General features: G+C 64.5%; 19 protein-coding genes and 1 pseudogene. 12 read left to right on the plus strand and 8 right to left on the minus strand.

Going from position 1 to position 22,112, the window contains the following annotated elements; all coding sequences use genetic code 11:
* The first annotated feature begins 4 nt into the window (after window positions 1-4).
* Genes tssF through ACYU03_RS11765 form a run of 5 tightly spaced genes read left to right on the plus strand, consistent with a single transcriptional unit; the run spans window position 5 to window position 4,958 of the window.
* Entirely contained in the window at window positions 5-1,774 is a 1,770-nt protein-coding gene (tssF, locus tag ACYU03_RS11745; RefSeq protein ID WP_461890890.1) for a type VI secretion system baseplate subunit TssF, read from the plus strand.
* Window positions 1,738-2,832: a type VI secretion system baseplate subunit TssG gene (gene tssG / locus ACYU03_RS11750; protein WP_461890892.1), complete on the plus strand. Its 1,095-nt coding sequence runs from the start codon at window positions 1,738-1,740 to the stop codon at window positions 2,830-2,832. The genes tssF and tssG overlap by 37 nt, the downstream gene beginning before the upstream one ends.
* Window positions 2,813-3,346: a type VI secretion system lipoprotein TssJ gene (gene tssJ, locus ACYU03_RS11755; protein ID WP_461890894.1), complete on the plus strand. Its 534-nt coding sequence runs from the start codon at window positions 2,813-2,815 to the stop codon at window positions 3,344-3,346. The genes tssG and tssJ overlap by 20 nt, the downstream gene beginning before the upstream one ends.
* Before the next feature lie 3 nt (window positions 3,347-3,349).
* Window positions 3,350-3,775 (plus strand): type VI secretion system baseplate subunit TssE, encoded by a 426-nt coding sequence (gene tssE, locus ACYU03_RS11760; protein ID WP_461890896.1) that lies wholly within the window; start codon window positions 3,350-3,352, stop codon window positions 3,773-3,775.
* Between the two features lie 25 nt (window positions 3,776-3,800).
* Complete coding sequence (locus tag ACYU03_RS11765) at window positions 3,801-4,958, plus strand: OmpA family protein (RefSeq protein WP_461890898.1); 1,158 nt, start codon at window positions 3,801-3,803, stop codon at window positions 4,956-4,958.
* Window positions 4,959-5,126: 168 nt separating this feature from the next.
* On the opposite strand, the gene ACYU03_RS11770 is transcribed toward ACYU03_RS11765, so the two are convergent.
* Window positions 5,127-5,387: a DUF1652 domain-containing protein gene (locus ACYU03_RS11770; protein WP_461890900.1), complete on the minus strand. Its 261-nt coding sequence runs from the start codon at window positions 5,385-5,387 to the stop codon at window positions 5,127-5,129.
* 300 nt (window positions 5,388-5,687) lie between these two features.
* Here ACYU03_RS11770 and ACYU03_RS11775 point away from each other — a divergent pair.
* A pseudogene (locus ACYU03_RS11775) lies at window positions 5,688-6,866 on the plus strand (pyridoxal phosphate-dependent aminotransferase); the annotation flags it as partial.
* 3 nt (window positions 6,867-6,869) lie between these two features.
* On the opposite strand, the gene ACYU03_RS11780 reads toward ACYU03_RS11775, so the two are convergent.
* Window positions 6,870-7,517: a DUF1345 domain-containing protein gene (locus tag ACYU03_RS11780; protein WP_461891447.1), complete on the minus strand. Its 648-nt coding sequence runs from the start codon at window positions 7,515-7,517 to the stop codon at window positions 6,870-6,872.
* A gap of 320 nt (window positions 7,518-7,837) precedes the next feature.
* Here ACYU03_RS11780 and ACYU03_RS11785 point away from each other — a divergent pair, with 320 nt between their 5' ends.
* A complete protein-coding gene (locus ACYU03_RS11785; RefSeq protein WP_461890902.1) occupies window positions 7,838-8,752 on the plus strand; it encodes a site-specific integrase in 915 nt (304 codons plus the stop codon).
* Between the two features lie 33 nt (window positions 8,753-8,785).
* On the opposite strand, the gene ACYU03_RS11790 is transcribed toward ACYU03_RS11785, so the two are convergent.
* Both ACYU03_RS11790 and gspG read right to left on the minus strand, forming a co-directional pair.
* Window positions 8,786-9,976, minus strand: coding sequence for a type II secretion system F family protein (locus ACYU03_RS11790; RefSeq protein WP_461890904.1), 1,191 nt, complete (start codon window positions 9,974-9,976; stop codon window positions 8,786-8,788).
* Window positions 9,977-9,988: 12 nt separating this feature from the next.
* Window positions 9,989-10,414 (minus strand): type II secretion system major pseudopilin GspG, encoded by a 426-nt coding sequence (gspG, locus tag ACYU03_RS11795; RefSeq protein ID WP_461890906.1) that lies wholly within the window; start codon window positions 10,412-10,414, stop codon window positions 9,989-9,991.
* A gap of 176 nt (window positions 10,415-10,590) precedes the next feature.
* Here gspG and ACYU03_RS11800 point away from each other — a divergent pair, with 176 nt between their 5' ends.
* The gene (locus ACYU03_RS11800; protein WP_461890908.1) at window positions 10,591-11,187 is read left to right on the plus strand and encodes a lytic transglycosylase domain-containing protein; all 597 of its coding nucleotides are present in this window, start codon (window positions 10,591-10,593) and stop codon (window positions 11,185-11,187) included.
* A 3-nt stretch (window positions 11,188-11,190) separates the two neighbouring features.
* On the opposite strand, the gene mobA is transcribed toward ACYU03_RS11800, so the two are convergent.
* The 3 genes from mobA to ACYU03_RS11815 are packed head-to-tail and all read right to left on the minus strand — an operon-like array spanning window position 11,191 to window position 16,163.
* Window positions 11,191-11,787, minus strand: a complete 597-nt coding sequence (gene mobA / locus ACYU03_RS11805) for a molybdenum cofactor guanylyltransferase MobA (RefSeq protein WP_461890910.1) — start codon at window positions 11,785-11,787, stop codon at window positions 11,191-11,193.
* 60 nt (window positions 11,788-11,847) lie between these two features.
* Window positions 11,848-14,976 carry a multidrug efflux RND transporter permease subunit gene (locus tag ACYU03_RS11810; RefSeq protein WP_461890912.1) on the minus strand — a complete coding sequence of 1,043 codons (3,129 nt, stop codon included), beginning with the start codon at window positions 14,974-14,976 and terminating at the stop codon, window positions 11,848-11,850.
* A gap of 11 nt (window positions 14,977-14,987) precedes the next feature.
* A complete protein-coding gene (locus ACYU03_RS11815) occupies window positions 14,988-16,163 on the minus strand; it encodes an efflux RND transporter periplasmic adaptor subunit (protein WP_461890914.1) in 1,176 nt (391 codons plus the stop codon).
* Window positions 16,164-16,320: 157 nt separating this feature from the next.
* Here ACYU03_RS11815 and ACYU03_RS11820 point away from each other — a divergent pair, with 157 nt between their 5' ends.
* Both ACYU03_RS11820 and ACYU03_RS11825 read left to right on the plus strand, forming a co-directional pair.
* Window positions 16,321-17,022, plus strand: coding sequence for a response regulator (locus ACYU03_RS11820; RefSeq protein ID WP_461890916.1), 702 nt, complete (start codon window positions 16,321-16,323; stop codon window positions 17,020-17,022).
* A gap of 7 nt (window positions 17,023-17,029) precedes the next feature.
* On the plus strand, window positions 17,030-18,328 hold the full coding sequence (locus ACYU03_RS11825; RefSeq protein WP_461890918.1) for an ATP-binding protein: 1,299 nt from the start codon (window positions 17,030-17,032) through the stop codon (window positions 18,326-18,328).
* A gap of 48 nt (window positions 18,329-18,376) precedes the next feature.
* Here ACYU03_RS11825 and ACYU03_RS11830 read toward each other — a convergent pair whose 3' ends face one another.
* Window positions 18,377-19,456, minus strand: a complete 1,080-nt coding sequence (locus ACYU03_RS11830; protein ID WP_461890920.1) for a GGDEF domain-containing protein — start codon at window positions 19,454-19,456, stop codon at window positions 18,377-18,379.
* A gap of 422 nt (window positions 19,457-19,878) precedes the next feature.
* Between ACYU03_RS11830 and ACYU03_RS11835 the strand changes: the two genes are divergently transcribed.
* The gene (locus ACYU03_RS11835; protein ID WP_461890922.1) at window positions 19,879-20,331 is read left to right on the plus strand and encodes a PACE efflux transporter; all 453 of its coding nucleotides are present in this window, start codon (window positions 19,879-19,881) and stop codon (window positions 20,329-20,331) included.
* Between the two features lie 182 nt (window positions 20,332-20,513).
* Window positions 20,514-22,073, plus strand: a complete 1,560-nt coding sequence (gene ilvA, locus ACYU03_RS11840; protein WP_461890923.1) for a threonine ammonia-lyase, biosynthetic — start codon at window positions 20,514-20,516, stop codon at window positions 22,071-22,073.
* Window positions 22,074-22,112 lie beyond the last annotated feature (39 nt).

A 22,112-nucleotide genomic window follows, 5' to 3' on the forward strand; every position in this document is an offset into this window, starting at 1 on the left:
CAACATGGACAACCTTACACTGCGTTATTTCGACGCCGAGATGCGCTACCTGCGCGAGGCTGGCAAGGAGTTTGCGCATGCCTTTCCTGATCGTGCCGCGCATCTGAACCTGGGGCGACCCGGTGCTGACGACCCATTCGTGGAGCGCCTGTTCGAAGGCTTTGCCTTCCTCATGGGGCGGCTACGCGAGAAGCTCGACGACGACCTCCCGGAACTGACCGAAGGTTTGGTCAGCCTGCTGTGGCCCCACTATTTGCGTACCATTCCCTCGCTGTCGGTCATCGAGTTGACGCCTGAGCTGGAGCAAATGAAGCAGGGTGAAACGGTCGCCAAGGGCTTTGAGGTACTGTCGCGGCCGGTCGGACCTGAGCGCACCCGCTGCCGCTATACCAGCACCCAGGATCTGGACCTACGGCCACTGGCTCTCGAGTCCGTCCACCTTGACCATGAGCTCGATGGTCGCGCCTTGCTGCGTTTTCGTTTTGCCTGCGGCCGCATGGTTGACTGGAGCCAGGTCGACTTGCGCCACATCCCGCTGTTCCTCAATGCCGATGCCTCGCTGGCCAGCACGCTGCATCAAGCTTTGACCCTCAAGAGTCGGCAGTTGTACGTGCGTCTGCCGGGCCGGACGCAGCGCCAGGTCCTGGACGGCTGTTTCACGGCCAAGGGCTTTGCCGACGAGGATCGGCTCTGGCCGAAGGGCGACAGTGCTTTCAGCGGCTATCAGTTGCTGCTGGAGTACTTCACGTTCCGCGAGAAGTTCATGTTCGTGACCCTCTCTGGCCTGGAGCATCTGGAGATGCCCGACGGTGTCCCCTGGTTCGAACTCGAGGCCGTGCTGGCTGAACCATGGGCACACGATTTCATCCCGACCGCTGAACACATTCGCCTGCATGCCGTGCCAGTCATCAACCTGTTCGCACTGGAGGCTGACCCCTTGCCCCTCGAACGCTTGCGTACGGACTACCTGTTGCGGCCCATGCGCCTGCAGGATGGCCATACGGAGATCTACTCGGTGGACCGTGTCACGGCCATGCGCGACGGTAAGCGCCATGAGTACGTACCTTTTTCCAGCTTTCGCCACAAGGGCGGCATGTTGCGTGACGAAGCGCCGGAGCATTACTTCCATACCCGGCTCAAGCGTGGTGCCAACGGCCTGCATGACACCTGGCTGATCCTGGGTGGCGAGGGGTTCGATCGGGGCTGGTGGGAGCAGGGCGGCGACGAGACTCTGTCACTGTCCTTGACCGGGACCAATGGCCAGCTCTCGCGCAAGGCCTTGCAGAGTACCTTGCTCGACAGTCAGGCGCAGTCCACCCAGGTTGGGGCGCAGGTGCGCAACCTGTGCGCGCCTACCTTGCCGTGCTACCCGCCCAACAGTGATCGCTTCCACTGGCGCGTACTCAGCCATCTGGGCTCCAACTTCCTGCCCATGCTCGACAGTGCGGAAGTGCTGCGCGGCACTTTAGCGCTGTACGACTGGACCGGCAGCGAGCTGAACCGCCGCCGACTGGCCGCGATTGTCGATGTCCGTCATCAACTGGTCCAGCGCTTCGAGTGCGGCCTGCTGCTACGCGGGGTGGACATCGAAGTCACCCTGGATGCCGACGGCTTTTGCGGGGAGGGCGACATCTGCCTGTTTGGCGAGATGCTCAGCCGCTTCTTTGCCTTGTATGCCGATATCCACCTGTTCAACCAGCTCACGCTGGTCTTGCAACCCACCGGAAAGTGCCTGCGATGGAGCGAGAATCACAGCCAGCGTATTCCCGGCTGAAGGCCAGCGGGCTGCTGCAGGCCCTGAAGGGGCGCGTGGCCGAAGCCGACCTCTACCGCTTCTGCCAGTTGCTGGAGCGAACCCTGCCGGGTCACCCGACTTTGGGCAGCACAGCCTCGCCAGCGGATGACCCAGTACGCTTTCGGCCTGATCCCGGCATGGGGTTTCCGGCTGGCGAGCTCAAGGCGATCGAACTCAACGATGAGCAGCAACAGCCGGCCACTGTGCGTACCCGCTTGTTGGGGTTGTACGGTGTCGATTCGCCATTGCCAACAGCCTACTTGGATGACATCACCCAACGCCGGGAGGGGCATGAGGCACTGGAAGCCTTTCTCGACATCTTCAACCACCGGATCTTCACCCAGTTCTACCGGATCTGGCGCAAGTATTCGTATCCTGCGTCGTTCGAGGCGGGCGGCCGGGATGCGACGTCCCGCTGCCTGCTGGGGTTGATCGGGTTGGGTATTCCCGGCACCGCTGAGCGGGTTTCCACCCCGGTGTCACGGTTTCTCGCGCTGTTGAGCGTGATGAGGCTACCGACCCGCAATGCCGAAGGGATTGCGGCGCTGGTGAGACTGCTGGCGCCTGCTACACAGGTGCGGGTAGTCCCTCATTACCCACAGCGCATTAGCCTCGATACACCCGCCAGCCTGTGCAGGTCGCAGCCAGTGAGTCTGTCTCTGGGCGTGCCACTGGGTCGGACCGGACGCGATGGCAACAGCCAGTTGCTGTTGGTGCTACTCACCGAAGACACGAACGAAGCCGCCCAATGGTTGCCCGGCGCTCGCCTGCACCGCGACCTGCTGGTGTTGCTCCGGGTGTACCTGGGCTGGCGCTTTACAGCAAAGCTGCGGCTTTCGTTGCCGCAGGCCTGTTTGCCACAGCCAAGGCTGGGCGAACCTCGTCTGTTGCTTGGCATGACGGCGCTGCTCGGCCTGCAACCGCAGCGCGAAGCAGGCTATGGCGCGCCCTGTTTGGCCATCAACTTGGGACGTTATCAAGGTCTGCATGGTCCTTCACAACAAAGAGAGGCAGAGCATGTCACGTACTTTTCCTAAGCAGGTGCTGGTCACGGCGTTTGCATTGCTGCTGACCGGTTGCGGCCTGACCCAGCGCTTATCGGACGGTGCCAGTAGCGCTGCGAAGTCCCTCTTCTACAAGCAGGTGACCGAACTGCGCCTGGATTTCAAAGGACGGGCAACGATGAACACCAGCAGCCGAGACATGAGCGATTTGTCGCTGCCTGTATTGCTCAGGGTCTACCAATTGCGCGAGCGTCAGACCCTGGAACAGCTCGGTTACGAACAACTGCTCGAGGAGAGCGAGCGTCTATTGGCGGACGATTTGCTGCACCAACGCTCCGTGCTGCTGCGTCCTGGCGAAGGTGCGCGGCTGAGCGCGCCACTGGAAGAGAAGGCCCGTTATGTGGCGGTGGTGGCCTTGCTGCGGGAACCGGACATTCAGCGCGACAGCTGGCGCCTGGTCCTTGACCGCGATGAGCTTGACCCGGATCAGGCGCGGGTCATCGAACTGGCTGGCAATCAGTTGACGTTGCAGCCGTTGAGGGACTGACCCATGGCCGATCGCGATCCTTCGCTCTACGAAATGCTCCTGCAGAACTTCGACGGCGACCTGGAGCTTGCACAAGTGGCCGAAGACGACCAGTTGCTCCTGTCGGTGCTGGACAATGTCCGCCGCCTGCTCAACAGCCGTGCCGGCACCTTGGCCCACCTGCCGGACTATGGCCTACCCGATATGAGCCTGATCCTGCAGACGCTACCGACGTCGGCCCACGGCTTGAAGACGACCTTGGCCGCCACCCTGCTCAAGTACGAACCTCGGTTGGCGAAGGTGGAGGTGCAGCTTCTGGCGCAACGCCAACCTGGCCAACTGGACTATGCCCTCGACCTGCACCTGAAGGCAGGCCTGAGAGTGCGCTTGGGCACCTCGTTGGCAGCGGGTGGTGAGGTCTTGGTACATCACCTGAAGCAGCAACCCTAGCTGAATGAAAAAGGAAAGGAAGCGGATGACGGCTGTATCGGATATGCACGTACGAGTGGGCGGGGACCCACGTGGCTTCAGCGAGTTCCTGGTGTTGCGCGACGAGCTGAGCAAATTGAATCACCCGGCCTGTCCTGATGTGGATTGGCCCAAGGCAGAGCAGTTGTGCCTGGTTCTGTTTCACAAGAATGGCGCGGATCTGCAGACAGCTGCAGCGTTTACTCTTGCACGTAGCCAGTGTCATGGTTTCGCGGGCATGGCGCAGGGGGTGGCGTTGATCCAGGCGCTGGTTTGCCAGTGGCCTAGCCTGTGGCCACGGGCGCAGGGTGTGCGCTTGGAGATCATGGTCTGGCTGTTCGAACATCTTGTGCCATTGGTACGACGCCTGGGGGCTGGTGCGCAAAGCCTGTCCACACTGGCATTGCTCGACAGTGATTTGGCCCGCCTGGATGCTCAATTGCAGCGCTGGAGTGAAGAGGCACCCGTGGCCTTGCAGGTCTTGCGCCAACAGTTGGCTATTTTGATACAGCGCGCGCAGCCGCCGCAGTTTTGTGCCGATGCCGCACCGTTACGGCTGTCCACCGGTCTGGAGCCCACCCGGTTGCCAGTGTTCATGCCGGGAGCTCCGCGCCTGCCTCAACTCATCGTTTCAACGAGACCTTCCACGCGACACCTTGCTTATCGCCTATTGATCCTGGCTGCAATTATCAGCCTGACGGTCGGTGCCTGGTGGCTGGGCCAGAAGGGGGAGGAGGGCTTGGCAAACCTGCCTTGGCGGGCCAAGCCCCTACCGACGCCCATACGCCTGGACAGCCTGACCTTGTTCGATGCGGGCAGCGCTGAATTGAAGGCCGGTTCCGACGACGCCCTGATCAAGGCCCTGATCGACATCAAGGCCCAGCCTGGTTGGCTGATCGTCATCGCTGGCCACGCTGACATCACGGGCGATCCTGAGCAGAACCTGCAATTGTCTCGGGCCCGTGCCTTTGCCGTGCGAGACTGGATGCAACGCGTGGGTGGCCTGCCTGACAGCTGCTTCGCAGTTCAGGGGCATGCCGCGCGGCAACCGCTCACAGGCAATGACAGCGAGCCCGGGAGAGCGGCCAATCGCCGTGTCGATATTCAGTTGGTGCCACAGGCGGGCGCGTGTGGCATTGACGCCGCGGGTAGTGCGACGTCATGAGGCGTTGAGGGCGAGATAGCTTATAGGGGGCGAACGTTTGAGTACGATCGTCGGTTTTTGCCAGGCTGGCCGAAATGCGGAAATCATCAACTGCCCGGCCAGCTTCCGCTAGCCGAGCAGTTCATTGTGGATCAGGGAGGAAATACGCCGTGAAGCCGTGCAGGCCGGTTAGCCCGCGTCACGCAGGGTGCAGAAAGGCACGAAGGCATCCAGTTCGGCCTCGACCGCTTCGATGATGCGCTCGACATCCGTTGCGGCCATGATGGTGGAGCAGGGGATGCCGGCAATGGCCAGTAGGGTTTCGCCGGTCGCCCGGTCGAACAGCCTGGCCACCATGCTGCGGGGGGCATCCATGCTCGCCTCGAAGCCTAGCGGGTGAAAGTGCCAGCGCATCACCTGGCAGGCGTTAGGGAACGTCATTTTGTTCATGCCAGCCTCCATGTTCTTCAACGTGCACAGGGTGATCTGCAGGCTGTCGCGCAGCCTGGCGGGAATGTTAACGATAGCACCTGTCACAGCAGTGTCCCCCGGAAAACATGACAGATGCGCTAAGGCGTGACGCAGGTCATGAAGCGCTCGCCAATCCCGTTCAGCTGGGCGTTTGAGCTGCAAACGTTTGCCCCGGCGGCTGAAGCCGAGGGCCCGCTGGCGTTCTGCTACTTTTACCGGCAGTCGGCGCCTGGTGCTTTCGGACCAGCGGTGCAGCCCAAGGCGGACAAGGAGACAGTCATGCGCTATTCCACGCTCACCCAGCGTATCGCCGGCGAGGCAGCCACTGCCTGGGACATCCACTACCAGGCCCTGGCCTTGCGCGGGCTAGGGCATGAGATCTTCCTGCTGTCCGTGGGCGATCCGGACTTCGATACACCACCGGCCATCATCGAGGCAGCGGTCGCCAGCTTGCGCCAGGGCGAGACCCACTATGCCGAGGTACGTGGTAGCCGGGCGCTGCGCGAGGCCATTGCCCGGCGCCAGGAACTGAACAGCGGCCAGCCTGTGGCGGCCGACCAGGTCGTGGTCATGGCCGGCGCGCAATGTGCCTTGTACGCAGTGGCCCAGTGCCTGTTCGAGGAGGGCGACGAGGTGATCGTCGCCGAGCCGCTGTATGTCACCTATCGGGCGGTATTCGGGGCTTGCGCTGCACGCTTGGTGCCGGTGGCGGTGACGCCGGAGCAGGGCTTTCGCCTCGATCCGCGGGCGGTGGCTGCGGCGATCACTCCACGTACCCGCGGCCTGTTGCTCAACAGTCCGCACAATCCCACGGGCGCGGCGCTGACGCGCAGTGACCTGGAGCGATTGGCCGGGCTGTGTCGGGAGCATGATCTGTGGCTGGTTTGCGATGAGGTCTACAGCGAACTGCTGTACGAAGGCGAGCACGTCAGCCCAGCCAGCCTGCCGGGGATGGCTGGGCGTTGCGCGACCATCAACAGCGTGTCCAAGTCCCACGCCATGTCCGGCTGGCGGGTCGGCTGGGTCATTGGCCCGCCGGAACTGGTGGGACACTTGGGCAACCTGGCCATGGCCATGCTGTTCGGCCTGCCGGAGTTCGTCATGCGCGCGGCTTGCCTGGCACTGGAGCAGGACCTGCCCCAGGTGCGGCAGATGCGCGAGGCCTACCGCGAGCGGCGCGACCGGGTCTGCGCGGCCTTGGCCGATTGCCCGGGGATACGCGTGCATCGCCCGGCGGGCGGGATGTTCGTCATGCTGGATATCCGCGAGGTGGGGCTTGGCGCGCAGGCATTTGCCCAGCGTTTGCTGGTTGAGGAGGGAGTGTCGCTGCTGCCGGGGGATGCTTTCGGTCCCAGCGCCGGTGGCCACTTGCGCTTGGGCCTGGTGCTCGACAGCGCGCAGCTCGAAGAAGCCTGTCGGCGCGTTGCCCGTTGCGCCAGCCGGGTGCTCGCCGAGCGCGCCTCAGCCGAGCAGGCCGGCGGCGATGTTGATGGTGAAGCCAAGGATCGCCGTGTTGAAAAGGAAGCCGACCAGCGAGTGGGCCAGCACCACCCGGCGCATGCCGCGCCCGGCCACGCCGATATCCGAGGTCTGCACGGCCACGCTGAGGGTGAAGGCGAAGTAGTGGAAATCCCAGTAGTCAGGGTTACGCTCCCCGTCAGGGAAACGCAGCAGGGGTTCGTGTCGGTCCGAGGTATAGAACAGGCGAGCATAGTGCAAGCTGAAGATGGTGCCGATCAGCAGCCATGAGCCCGCCACGGTCAGGCCGGTGTAGGTGTAGCGCAAGGCCAGGGCGCTGCCTTCCAGTCCACGACTGGCCACCAGTTGCAGGGTGATCGCCGCCAAGCTGGCAATGGCCGCGATGCTGACGGTGAAGAGCACCAGGCCGGCGTTTTCGTCTTCGACACGGGCGACCTTGCGCACCTGCTCTGGAGTCGCGTGCCAGGTCAGCCAGAGCACCAGCGCCAGGTAAAGCCAGACGCCGAGGTTCCAGCCGGCAAGAATGCGCTGGATAAGGTCCCCGGCGGGGATCAGCCAACCACCGGCAAGGCCGGCCAGGGCGGCGAGGCTCAAACGTGGGTGGGTGCGGGTCAGGCGGTGGAAAGCCATGCTGCCTCGTTGCCAGGGGACATTGGCAACAACTGTAGTCCATCGTGTGGCTCGACCATGCCGGCCATCCACCCGTGGCCAGCATGGCAGACCTTTGATCGATTGCGAGGGGACGGATGAGGTACCATCACGAACCATGCCATCGGCAAAACCCTTGTCGATCAAGATGATGGCTACGCCAAGAGTCATAATGGCTCGATGATTACAGGGTCACTTCGACCGTTTTATAGTCATGACGACAAGCTTCTGGATGGGGCTTCACGCGCTTTGAGCTTCTCGCTCAGGCGTGCCACCAGGGCTTGCGCTACAGGATTCACGCTGTGTCCGATTCACTGCAAAACCCCCTGCTGCAGTACTTGGCCCGGCTGGCACCGTCCAGCCAACTGACCATGCGCTACATCCTCCAGGATGCCGCCGACCGTCTGGGTTTCGAGGACTGCGACATCGCCGATGTGCCCTGGCACCGGCTCGAGCCTGGCCACGTCACCGCGTTGGTGGCTGCCCTGCGCAGCGACGGTTATGCGCCGAACACCTCGTCGCTCTACGTCAACGCTGTGCGCGGGGTGATGAACGAGGCCTGGCGCCTGAGCCTGATCAGCCACGAGCAACTGCTCAAGATCCGTTCCGTCAAGCCGGCTGGCGGCAGTCGCTTGCCGCCTGGGCGTAACCTGCGCCGCAGTCTGATCCGCGAGCTGATGGAGGCCTGTGCCGCCGATCCTCGTCCCCAGGGCTTGCGCGATGCGGCGATCATCGCGTTGTTGTACGGCACCGGCATGCGCAAGTCCGAGTCGGTCAACCTGACCCTGGACCAAGTGGACTTCCAGGAGCGCAGCCTGCAGGTGCTGGGCAAAGGCAACCGCCAGTTGATCAAGTACGCCCCGGCCTGGGCCTTCGAGAAACTCCAGGCGTGGCTGGACTTTCGCCGTGAGCAACTGCCGGCCGGCGAGCCGGATGATGACTTTCTGTTCAACCGTATCCGCCGTGGCAACCACATCACCCGCGCACGCATCACCAAGCATGCCATCTACTACATCGCCCGCCAGCGCGGCGCCCAGGTCGGGGCCAAGATCATGCCCCATGACTTCCGCCGCGCCTTCATCACCCGGGTCATCGAAGAACACGACCTGTCCATCGCGCAGAAACTGGCACACCACGTCAACATCCAGACCACCGCAAGCTACGACCGCCGCGACGATAACGAACGGCGCCGTGCCGTGGAGCGCTTCGACTACTGAAGCCGGGCGACCAGGAAGGGCCGGTAGCCCGGCTCAATGAATGCTCGATGCCAACTCGAAGATCGGCATGTACATCAGGATCACGATCAGGCCGATCAGCAGGCCGATGAAGGTCATCAGCAACGGCTCGAACAGGCGCACGAACCATTCGACCCAACGACCGATCTCTTCGTCATAGAAGTCGGCGCTGCGCTCGAGCATCTGGCCCAGGTTGCCCGACTGCTCCCCGGCGCGCAGCAGGCGCAGGGATACCGGCGTCACCAGCTTCTCGGCCTCCAGCGCGTCGGACAGCGGCAAGCCTTCACCGACCCTGGTGCTCGCCTGTTCAAGGCGCCGCGCCGCTGCGCTCCCGAGCAACCCCCGGGCCATGCCCATGGCAGTGAGGATCGGAATGCCCCCCTGCAGGAGTATCCCCAGCGAGCGGTAGAAGCGCGCCAGTTCATACATCACCAGGCGCTGGTGCAGGGCCGGCCAGCGCTCCAGTTGCCGGCCCGCCCAGCGGCGCAGGGCGGGTTGGCGGCGCAGCAGAGCCAACGCCGCGACCAGCAGCCCCGTGCCCAGCGCCATTGGCAGTTGCTGGGCATGGAGGAACAGGCCAGCCTGCATCAGCAGGCGCGACAGCCAGGGCAGCTCGGTACCCATGCCTTCGAACACCAGGCTGAAGCGCGGCACCACGTAGCCGAGCAAGAACAGCACCACGCCGCCCCCGACCAGCAACAGCAACAGCGGATAGATCGAGGCGCTGACCAGCTTCTGCCGGACCAGGTCCAGGCGTTGGCGATAGCTGATGTAACGGCCCAGGGCGTCGCCCAGTGCGCCGGTGCGCTCACTGGACTGGACCAGCGCCACGTACAGGGTGGGGAACACCAGAGGTTGCTGCCCCAAGGCCTGGGACAGCGACTTGCCCTCGTAGAGCAGGCGCACCAGGCGCTCGAGCACCTTGCGTGCCGATGCGCCGGGAGCCTTCTCGGCCAGGCTCTCCAGCGCATCGATCAACGGCAGGCCGGCGTTGAGCAAGGTTGCCAGTTCCTGGCTGAACAGCACCAGGTCGAAGCTGGCCGGCCGGCGCCAGGGCAGGGCGCCCAAGCCGTGGCCATGGCTGCGCACGCTGACCACCCGCAGGCCCTGGTCTTCGGCCTGCTGGCGGGCCTGCTCGCTGTCCTGTGCCTCCACCTGCAACAGGACCACGCCGCTCTTGCCTAGGGCCTTGAGGCTATAGCGCATGCTCTGTCGTCCTCATTGCCAACTGGTGATTTCAGCGTTTTCCCCTTCGCCACCGGGCTGGCCGTCCTTGCCCATGGACAGCAGGTCGTACTCACCGCCGTTCTCGCCGGGCTGCCGGTAGATGTAGGGACGGCCCCAAGGGTCCTGGGGCACGTTTTTCTGCAGGTACGGGCCGGACCAGCGCGACTCGCCACTGGGTGCGGCGACCAGAGCCTCCAGGCCTTGCTCGCTGCTGGGGTAATGGCCGACCTCGAGGCGGTACAGGTCCAGGGCTTTGCTCAGGCCTTCGATCTGCGCCCGTGCCACCTTGGCTTCGGAGCGGCCGAGCTGGCTGAAGTACTTGGGCGCGACGATACCGGCCAGCAGGCCCAATACCACCAGTACCACCAAGAGTTCCAGCAGGGTGAAGCCGCGTTGGGTCATGGATTTGCGCTGCATGGTGAAGCCCTCCGGGGTGCGTCTGGCAGGGGCTCATGCAAGAGCCGTGCGCGCCAGCCAGGGCCCTTGCAGCATGCGCCATGGCCGGCGGCACAGTGCTTGCGTCATAGCCTGAAAGCCCGGGTTTTCCGGGGCATTTCCCCCACTTCGGGGGTAACGGCGGGGAGGCGGACGACATGCGCTGGATCACCCTGGGGTTAATGGCCTGGCTGGCGGCGCCGGTGCAGGCGGAGGTCTATATATCCATCGACGCCAACGGCGGTTATGTGCTGTCCAATGTGCATCGGCCGGGGCGTCATTACGAGAAGATCATCAGTGAGCCGTCGCTGCATGCCGGCCCGGCCAACGCCCAGTTAATCACCGGCCGGCCCTACGCTGACCTGGTGGCTGCTGCGGCCCAGGCCCACGACGTACCCCAGGCACTGCTGCATGCCTTGATCCAGGCCGAGTCGGGCTACAACCCCAAGGCGCGTTCACCCAAGGGCGCGGCGGGCTTGATGCAATTGATGCCGGATACGGCGCGGGAGATGGGGGTCGAGGATGTGCTTGACCCCGCCGCCAACCTGCACGGCGGGGCACGCTATCTCAAGCGCATGCTCAAGCTTTTCGACAACGACGTCACCCTGGCGGTGGCGGCCTATAACGCCGGGCCTGATGCTGTGCTCAGCCGGGGGCGGGTAGTGCCGCCGTTCGCCGAGACGCAGCGGTATGTGCCGAATGTGCTGCGCGAATATCGGCGGCTGCAGGGGCTGGGGGTGGATGCGCCGCTGTGAGCGTCAGGCCAGGCCTCGGCCGTGTCCTTGCTCCAACCACTGCGGACTGTTGAAGTTGCTCAACCGCACATCCTCCTCCCCGCATTCCACGGCTTGCACCGCATGGGCTGTCAGCGCCCGCTGCAGGCTGCGCTCACCTTGCTCCCAGGCTTGCTGGAGCGCAGGCAGCAGGCGGCGGGGCAGTAGGCTGAACATCGGTTGCCAATGCCCACCCTGGCGCACCATGGCTGGGCTGTCGTGGTCGCAGGCCGCATGCCGCAGATTGTCCAGTAGGGCCTGGTCGATCCGAGGCGCGTCGCAGGCCAGGACCAGCACCCAGTCGTGTCGTGCTGCCGCCAGCCCGGCCAGGACGCCCGCCAGCGGTCCGGGAAAGCCAGGTTCGCTGTCGCTGACCAATCGATCGGCATAGCGCCGGTAGTCTTCCAGGTTGCGGTTGCAGGAGATGATCAGGTCGTCGGTCAGTGGCTGCACGACCGCATGCACATGGGCGACCAAGGGTTGGCCTTGCCAGGTGACCAGGCCTTTGTCGCGGCCGCCCATGCGCTGGCCACGGCCGCCGGCGAGGATGAGAACAGAGCAAGGGGGGAGGGAAGCAGGCATGGAAAAGGGCTCCTGGCTATCAGGCCAGGAACCCTCCCATGTCGGCGGGCGCTTGTCCAGTCAGCCTTCGCTGGCCGCTGGCGCCGGGGCGTCGGCCTTGGCGCGGCCATGGCCGGCCAGGCGCATGACCACGACGAAGAACACTGGCACGAACACCACGGCCAGGGTGGCGCTGAGCATGCCGCCGATCACCCCGGTGCCAATCGCCTGCTGGCTGGCCGAGCTGGCACCGCTGGCGATGGCCAATGGCACCACGCCGAGAATGAAGGCCAGCGAGGTCATGACGATCGGCCGCAGGCGCAGGCGTGCGGCCTGGATCGCGGCGTCCACCAGGTCGTGCTCCTGGTCCACCAGGCTCTTGGCGAACTCGATGATCAGGATGGCGTTCTTCGCCGAGAGGCCGATCAGGGTGATCAGACCGACCTTGAAGAACACGTCGTTGGGCATGCCGCGCAGGGTCACCGCAAGCACCGCACCCAGCACGCCCAAGGGCACGACCAGCAGCACCGCGGTAGGAATCGACCAGCTCTCGTACAGTGCCGCCAGGCAGAGGAACACCACCAGCAGCGAAAGGGCCATGAGGATCGGCGCCTGGCTGCCGGACAGGCGCTCCTGCAGCGACAGGCCGGTCCATTCCAGGCCGGCGCCGGCCGGCAGGTGGTCGACCAGGCGCTGGATCTCGGCCATCGCTTCGCCTGAGCTGTAGCCCGCCGCCGGCTCACCGGAGATGGACACGGCCGGGTAGCCGTTGTAGCGGGTCAGTTGCACCGGGCCGCTGACCCATTTGGCCTGGACGAAGGCCCCCAGGGGCACCATCTTGCCCGTGCTGTTGCGCACGTGGATCTTCAGCAGGTCCTCGACCTGGCTGCGCTGGTCGCCTTCGGCTTGCACCACCACCCGTTGCATCCGTCCCTGGTTGGGGAAGTCGTTGACATAGCTGGAGCCCACGGCGGTGTCGAGTACCGCACCGATGTCGGCAAAGGACACGCCCAAGGCATTGGCCTGGCGCCGGTCGATTTCCAGTTGCACCTGCGGGCTTTCGGCCAGTGACGACTCGCGCACGTTCACCAGCAGCGGACTCTTGCGCGCGTTGGACAGCAGTTCGTCACGCGCCGCCATCAGCGCCGCATGGCCCATGCCGCCACGATCCTGCAGGCGGAATTCGAAGCCAGTGGACTCGCCGAGCCCATCCACTGGTGGCGGTAGCACTGAATAGGCCACGGCATCCTTGAGCTGGGAGAAGGCCATCGAGGCCCGATCTGCGATCGACTGGGCGCTGTCCTCGGCACCGCGCTCGGACCAGTCCTTGAGCGTGGTAAAGGCCAGGGCGGCGTTCTGGCCGCTGCCGGAGAAGCTGAAGCCAAGGATCAATGTGGTATTGCCCACGCCTGGCTCCTGGGCATTGTGCGCCTCGATCTGCGCCGCCACCTGTTCGGTGCGTACGCGGCTGGCGCCCGGCGGCAGTTGGATGTCGGTGATGGTGTAGCCCTGGTCCTCGGTGGGCAGGAAGGAGGAGGGCAACTGGCTGAAACCATAAGCCAGCACCGCCACCAGCACGGCATAGACCAGCAGGTAGCGACCGCTGCGCTTGAGGGCATGCGCCACCCAGCGCTGGTAGCCGTTGCTCATGTTCTCGAAGCGGCGGTTGAAGCCGCCGAAGAAGCCACCGCGCGCGTGATGCCCGCCCTTGGCCACCGGCTTGAGCAAGGTGGCGCAGAGGGCTGGGGTCAGGCTCAGGGCGAGGAAGGCCGAGAACAGGATCGAGACAGCCATGGACAGCGAAAACTGCTGGTAGATGACCCCCACCGAGCCCTTCATGAAGGCCATCGGCAGGAACACCGCCACCAGCACCAGGGTGATACCGACGATGGCGCCGCTGATCTGGCCCATAGCCTTGCGTGTGGCCTCCTTGGGCGGCAGGCCTTCCTCGGTCATGATCCGCTCGACGTTTTCCACCACCACGATGGCGTCGTCCACCAGGATGCCGATGGCCAGGACCATGCCGAACAGGGTCAGCACGTTGACCGAGAAGCCCATGGCCATCATCACGGCGAAGGTGCCCATCAGCGCGACTGGCACCACCAGGGTAGGGATCAGGGTGTAGCGGATGTTCTGCAGGAACAGGAACATCACCGCAAACACCAGCAGCATGGCTTCGAACAGGGTGTTGATCACCTGCTGGATCGAGACCTTGACGAAGGGCGAGGTGTCATAGGGGATGTCGTATTTGGCGCCGGCCGGGAAGTAGCGCGACAGGTCTTCGAGCTTTTCTCGCACCAGGGTCGCGGTTTCCATGGCATTGGCGCCAGGCGACAGCTGCACGCTGAAGGCGGTTGAAGGCTTGCCGTTCAGGCGCGTGCCGTACTGGTACTCCTGGCTGCCGATTTCCACCCGGGCGACGTCGCCGATGGTCACGGTGGAACCGTCCGGATTGGCGCGCAGGACGATGTCGGCGAACTCCTGCGGCGTGCTCAGTTGCCCCTTGACCACCACGTTGGCGGTGATTTCCTGGGTCGGGCGGCCGGGCAGGTCGCCGATGCTGCCGGGTGCGACCTGGGCGTTCTGGGCGGCGATGGCGTCGGCCACGTCGCTGGGCGTGAGGTTGAATCCGATCAGCTTCTGCGGGTCGATCCAGATGCGCATGGCCCGTTCCGAACCATACAGCTGGGCCTTACCCACGCCCTTGAGGCGGCGGATCTCGTTCATCACGTTGCGCGCAAGGTAGTCGCTCAAGGCGGTCTCGTCGAGGGTGCCGTCCTCGGCGGTCAGGGTCACCAGCAGAAGGAAGCCGGTGGACACCTTCTCCACCTGCAGGCCCTGCTGGGTGACCGGGCGTGGCAGGCGGGACTCGACCACCTTCAGTCGGTTCTGTACATCGACCTGGGCCAGGTCGGGGTTGGTGCCTGGCTCGAAGGTCGCGGTGATGGTGGCGCTGCCCAGGCTGCTCTGCGACTCGAAGTAGAGCAGGTTGTCGGCACCGTTGAGTTCCTGCTCGATGAGGCTGACCACGCTCTCGTCCATGGTCGCCGCCGACGCGCCGGGGTAGACCGCGTAGATCTCCACCTGTGGCGGCGCCACGTTGGGGTACTGGGCCACGGGCAGCTGCGGGATCGCCAGGGCACCGGCGAGCAGGATGAACAGGGCGACCACCCAGGCGAACACCGGACGGTCAATGAAAAACTGCGGCATGACTCAGGCCCTCACTGGCCGGTGTGCTTGACGATGGGGAGGCTGTCCTGGCCTGGGTCGACCTGGACCTGGTCGCCAGCCTTGACGTGCTGCAGGCCCTCGACCACCACCCGGTCGCCGGGGGCCAGGCCCTCGCTGACGATCCAGCGATCGCCCTGGGCGCTGCCCAGTTCCACCTGGCGTTCGCTGATGGTTTCCTGGCTGTCCACCAGCAGCACCTTGGGCACGCCTGCGCTGTCGCGCAGGATGGCGCGCTGCGGCACGCTGATGCCCTCTGGCTTGACTGCCTGCTCCAGGCGCACGCGGATGAAGCTGCCCGGCAGCAGGTCGAGGTCGGGGTTGGGGAACTCGCTGCGCAGGGTGATTTGGCCGGTGCTCGGGTCGACACTGATATCGGAGAACAGCAGCTTGCCCGGCAGCGGGTAGGGCGTGCCGTCATCCTGGATCAGGGTGGCCATGGCCTGATCCTGGCCGACCTGCTGCAACTCACCCGCCCGCAGTGAACGGCGCAAGGCGTTGAGCTCACGGGTCGACTGGGTGACATCGGCGTGGATCGGGTCCAGTTGCTGGATGGTCGCCAGGGCAGTGCTCTCGTTCTGCCCGACCAGAGCGCCCTCGGTGACCAAGGCGCGGCCGATGCGTCCGGAGATCGGCGCGGTGACCGTGGCATAGCCCAGGTTCAGGCGTGCCCGTTCCAGTACGGCCCTGGCTTCGGCGACCTCGGCATCGGCCTGGAGGAAGGCGGCGCGGGCGTTGTCGTGCTCCTGGCGGCTGACCGCATTGATACCGATCAGTTCGCGGTAGCGCTCATCTTGCAGGCGTGCCTGGAAGCGCGTGGCCTCGGCCTTGGCCAGGGTGGCGCGGGCGCTGTCGTAGTCGGCCTTGAACGGCGCCGGGTCGATCAGGAACAGCACATCGCCCTGCTTGACGTCGCTGCCTTCGCGGTACACGCGCTTGAGCACCACGCCAGCCACACGGGCGCGGACCTCTGCGGTGCGTGGCGCGAGGATGCGCCCGCTGAGCTCGGTGCTGATGGCCAATGGCTGGACGCGGACGGTCTCGATCCTGACCTGGGGTGGCGGTGCTTGTTCGTCCGGCTCGGCACCGTCGCCGCAGCCAGCCAGGGCGAGGGGCATAAGCGCGAGGAGCGCCAATAGGCGCAGGCGAAATGGAGTTGAAATAGACATACGGATCTTCCGAAAATGACCGGCCGTATGCTAAGGCAGCCAACAGCGCAGCGGCTGTTAAGCACTGTAGGGCGAGTGTGAAAAAGTGTTAAGAATTGCGCTGGCTGCGCGTAGGATTCTATATCCTGCCTGACTTTCCTCGTCCGTCAAACTGCCCATGCCGAACATTCTCCTGGTCGAAGACGACAGCGCCTTGTCCGAATTGATCGCCAGCTACCTGCAACGCAATGACTTCTACGTTCGCGTGATCGCCCGTGGCGACCATGTGCTGGAGGAGGCGCGGCGCAACAAGCCGGACCTGGTCATCCTCGACTTGATGCTGCCTGGCCTGGACGGCCTGCAGGTGTGCCGCCTGCTGCGCCATGAGTCGCGAAGCCTGCCGATCCTCATGCTGACCGCGCGCGACGACAGCCATGACCAGGTGCTGGGCTTGGAGATGGGCGCCGATGACTACGTGACCAAACCCTGCGAGCCACGGGTGTTGCTGGCGCGGGTGCGCACGCTGTTGCGCCGCAGCAGCATCAACGAACCACGCCTGGACAGCGACCTGATCGTGGTCGGTGGCCTGCGCATCGACCTGACCGAGCGCACGGTGACCTGGCGCGACGAGGAGGTGGAGCTGTCCAGCGGCGAATACAACCTGCTGGTGGTGCTGGCGCGCAATGCCGGCGAGGTGCTCAGCCGCGACCGCATCCTCCAGCAGTTGCGGGGCATTGAGTTCAATGGCACCGACCGTTCCGTGGACGTGGCCATCTCCAAGTTGCGCCGCAAGTTCGACGACAACGCTGGCGAAGCGCGCAAGATCAAGACGGTCTGGGGCAAGGGGTACCTGTTCAGCCGCGTCGAATGGGAGTTCTGACGGCGCCATGCTGAAGATCCTCGTGCGCCTGTACCTGGTGATCATCGTCGCCTATGCCGGCGCCTTGCTGCTGATTCCCGATGCCATCGTCGGCGCCTTCCACGAACGCTTCCAGGCCTACAACCTGGACCAGGCCAAGGGGGTGCAGTCGCTGATCGTCAAGCAGTTCCGCCAGGCGCCGGCCGAGCAATGGCCGGCCGTCGAGCAAGCCCTGGCCGACAGTTTCGCGCCGCTGCAGGTTCAATTGGTACGCATGGATCAAGCCGACCTGTCCAGCGCAGAGCGGGCACGCCTGGAGCATGGATTGAGCGTGATCCGCATCGGCGACTGGGGCTACTACCAGACGGCGATGGCGCCGTTGGACCGGAACTGGCTGGTGACGCTACACAACCCGCCGGACCCGTTGGACATCAACCTGTTGTCCTGGGGCGTGACTGTGCTGATCGGCGCGGCCATGCTCGGTTGCCTGTTGCTATGGGTATGGCCGCACTGGCGCGACCTGGAGCGTTTGAAGGAAACCGCCCGGCGCCTGGGGCAAGGGCAATTGTCGGAGCGTACGCAGATTTCCCCACGCTCGAACATCGGCGAACTGGCCGGTGTGTTCGACACCATGGCCAGTGACCTGGAGCGTCATCTCAACCACCAGCACGAACTGCTCAATGCGGTCTCCCACGAACTGCGCACGCCCTTGACGCGCCTGGACTTCGGCCTGGTGCTGCTGTTCGACGAAGTGCCGCCGGCGAGCCGCAAGCGCTTGCTGGAACTGGTCGGGCATGTGCGCGAACTGGACGAACTGGTGCTGGAGTTGCTCTCCTACAGCCGCTTGCAGAATGCCGACCAGGCGCGCGAGCGGGTCGAGGTGTCGTTGTTGGAGTTGGTCGACAGCGTGCTCGGCGGTTTCGCCGAAGAGCTCGACAGCCGCGGTATCCGTTGGGAGGTGCGCGCCGACAGCGAGCTGCCGCGCTTCATTCTCGACCCGCGGTTGACCGCGCGCGCTGTGCAAAACCTGGTGCGCAATGCCATGCGCTATTGCGATGAAAGCCTGATGCTGCGTTTGCGCCGGGAAGACGACGGCGCCTGCCTGCTGACCGTGGAAGACGACGGCATTGGCATTCCGGTCGAGGAGCGCGAGCGGATCTTCCAGCCGTTCTACCGCCTGGACCGCAGTCGTGACCGTAATACCGGTGGCTTCGGCCTGGGCCTGGCGATCAGCCGACGCGCCATCGAGGGGCAGGGCGGTACGCTAACGGTGGCCCAGTCGGCGTTGGGTGGCGCCCAGTTCCGCATCCACCTGCCAGCAGCCTGATGATGTAGCCGGCGCCCATCGCCGGTCGCAGGGCGTGCTCAGGCAACCTCAGATCGGCGAGTGCCACAGAACGAAGCGGTCCTTGCCGCTGCGCTTGGCTTCGTACAGCGCCTTGTCCGCCCGTACCAGGGCCATGCTCAGGGTGTCGCCGGCGTCGATCCGGGTCAGGCCGATGCTGACGGTCACCGGGTGCTCGTCCAGGTCCTCGCGCACGCGACGGCAGAGGCTGGCAACCCGCTGTTCGGCACCTTGCTGATCCAGGCCCTGGAAGAAAATGGCGAACTCCTCGCCGCCGAGCCGGGCGTATTCGAACTCGCCCATGGATGCCTTGATGTGCGCGGCCACGCGCTTGAGCACCAGGTCGCCGATATCATGGCCGAACTGATCGTTGACGCGCTTGAAGTTGTCGATGTCGATCATCGCCAGGTATAGCCCGGGCCTGGCCAGTTGCAACTGGCGTTCGGCCTTGGTCATGAAGGCGCGGCGGTTGGGAATTTCGGTCAGCACATCGACATAGGCTTGGTCGAGCAGGACCTTGGACATGTAGAAGTTGTGCAGCTTGGCCTGGCGCATGGTCAGGTAGCTATAGATGATCAGGCCGCTGAGAAACACGGCGTAGCTCAGCAACAGGCAGCCCTCGAGGTCGAGCGGGTCGATGCGCGTATGGTAGAAGGGGTTGAGCACCAGCCAGGTGATGGTCATGGCGCAGAAGAACGACCAGCGTCGCACCGGCAACACCGAGGCGCTGTACAGCACGGTCGAGACGCCCAACACCAGCCAGACCGGGCGCATGGCGATGGGGAGGCCCTCGATCACCAGGCGCATGCCCAAGGTGATCACGGCGATGAACAGCAGGTTGAGCACGTCGAAGTGATGGCTCTTGTGCACGAAGCCGAGTATCACCGTGAGGGCGACGAGTGCGGCGAGGAAGATCGCCGACAGGTAGGTCAGGCCCTGGCCGCCCAAGTAGCTGACGATCAGGTCGAAGATCAGCCAGATGCCCGTGCTCACGCAGAAGATCAGCAGGCAGAACGGGCGCAGGGTCTCGAATTCGTACTGGCGGAACTCTGCGCGCAGCGCGGCTGGAGCGACCTGCTTGCGGACATGTTCTTCGATGGTCTTGAACATGGAGGGGTGGCGGCTCCTTGGCGTCGACAAACTCAATCCAGCAGCAGTATGCCTCGCGCCCAAGGGCGATAGCGCAAATCGAACACTCGGCATGACAACCGCCGTCGAGCGCCGGAGTGTTGGGGGCGGCGCGAAATAGATACAAGCAGCCAATGGAGGGGTTGTCCAATAGCCGGTGCATGGGCTTGCCGGTACGTAAATGCGTGGTTTGCAAGCCCCTGTGCAAGCGTAATGCTGTTCACTTCTGGTTTGGGGCCGCTGCGCGCCCCATCGCGATACAAGGCCCACAGAGGGCAGGCCACGCATTTACGTAGCAGCCCCAACTGAAGGCCCTTCAGCTCAAGTGAACAGCGACAGGCGACGTTCGGGCTTTTACTTGTGGCCCATTGCTTGTAGCTTGTAGCCTTTTTCGAGGAGGCGTCATGCAAGGCAAGGCCCGCAAGATCGTCCAAGCCATTCTCTACGAAGTCATCGCAGTGGCGTGCGTGGCCCCGGCCCTGTCATTGATGTTCGATGCCGGTATGGCCCATTCGACGGTGCTGTCGATCCTGATGTCGGGCATCGCCATGAGCTGGAACATGGGCTACAACTGGGCCTTCGAGCGCTGGGAGGCGCGTCAGCGCAGTCGTTCCCGCACGCTGCTGCGCCGTTTGCTGCATGCCCTGGGGTTCGAGGGTGGGCTGGTGCTGATCCTGCTGCCGCTGGTGGCGTTCTGGCTGGACATCAGCCTGTGGGCGGCGCTGCTGACCAACCTGGCGCTGTTCCTGTTCTTCTTCGTCTATGCCTTCGTCTTCCAGTGGGGCTTCGACAAGGTGTTCGATGTTCCGGTTTCCGCCCAAGAGGACCACAAGGACCACGGTGCGGCGAAGTGTTGACTTCACCGGCTTGGCCAGGATAAGTTCCACCCCATGAATACTTTCCCGCAGTCGCACGCCCTCAGCATTATTACCGCCATTATCGGATTGGCGGGCTAGCGCGCACTTGCACCGAACCCGCCCTGGAGGCGGGTTTTTTCTCTCTGACTCCCGGGCACTGTGAAAACAACCAGGAGTCATCGATGACCAGTCTTGCCGTCACCCCCCGCGCCACCAGCCCGCAGCAATTGCTGTCGGAGCAGGTACGGCGCATCCTCGCAGCGCCCGTCTACGACCTGGCCATCGAAACCCCGTTGCAGGCCGCACCGGCCCTGTCGGCGGTATTGGGCAACCAGGTGCTGCTCAAGCGCGAGGACTTGCAACCGACCTTTTCCTTCAAGATTCGTGGCGCCTACACCCGTCTCTCCCGGCTCAGCCCGGCCCAGCGCGAACGCGGGGTGATCACCGCCTCGGCGGGCAACCATGCCCAGGGCGTGGCCCTTGCCGCTGCCACCCTGGGCATGCGCGCGACCATCGTCATGCCGACCACCACCCCGGAGCTGAAGGTCACGGGCGTGCGCTCGCGTGGCGGTCATGTGGTGCTGCATGGCGAGAGCTTTCCCCATGCGCTGGCCCATGCCCTGAAGCTGGCCGACAGCCAAGGCGCGACCTTCGTGCCACCGTTCGACGATCCGGATGTGATCGCCGGCCAAGGCACCGTGGCGATGGAGATCCTGCGCCAGCAACCGGGTGCGCTGGACGCGATCTTCGTGCCGGTCGGTGGCGGTGGCTTGATCGCCGGTATCGCGGCCTACGTCAAGTACCTGCGTCCGCAGGTCAAGGTCATCGGCGTCGAACCGCATGATGCCAACTGCCTGCAGGCTGCCATGGCGGCTGGCGAGCGGGTAGTCTTGCCGCAGGTCGGCAGCTTCGCCGATGGCGTGGCGGTGGCGCAGGTCGGCGCCCACTGTTTCGAGCTGTGCCGCCACTATGTGGATGAGGTGCTGACCGTTAGCAACGATGAGATCTGCGCGGCGATCAAGGACATCTATGACGACACCCGCTCGATCACCGAGCCATCCGGTGCCCTGGCCGTGGCCGGGATCAAGCGGTACGTGGCCCGGGAAGGCGTCAAGGGCCAGACCCTGGTGGCCATCGATTCGGGGGCCAACGTCAATTTCGACCGCCTGCGCCATGTGGCCGAACGCGCTGAGTTGGGCGAGCAGCGCGAGGCGGTCATCGCGGTCACCATCCCCGAGCATCCCGGTAGTTTCCGCGCCTTTTGCCAGGCACTGGGCAAGCGCCAGATCACCGAGTTCAACTACCGCTACTACGCGGGCAAGGAGGCGCGTTTGTTCGTCGGCGTACAAACGCACCCCCAGCACGACCCGCGCGAGCAACTGCTGGCCAGCCTAAGGGAGCAGGGCTACAGCGTGCTCGACCTGACCGACAACGAACTGGCCAAGCTGCACGTGCGCCATACCGTGGGCGGCCACGCTGCACCGGGCACTGAAGAGCGGGTGCTGCGCTTCGAGTTCCCTGAGCGTCCTGGCGCCTTGCTGGGCTTTCTCGAGCGCCTGGGCAAGCGCTGGAACATCAGCCTGTTTCACTACCGCAACCACGGCGCGGCCGAGGCGCGAGTGTTCGCCGCCTTGGAGGTGCCGGGCGACGAACTGCCGGGTCTGCCCCAGGCGCTGGACGAAATGGGCTACCGCTACTGGGATGAGACCGACAACCCGGCCTACCGCCTGTTCCTCGGCTGAGATCGAGCTGATCTTGCGCACCGCGTTCCAGTGGCCGAC

It is taken from the genome of Pseudomonas sp. X10 (assembly GCF_054889225.1).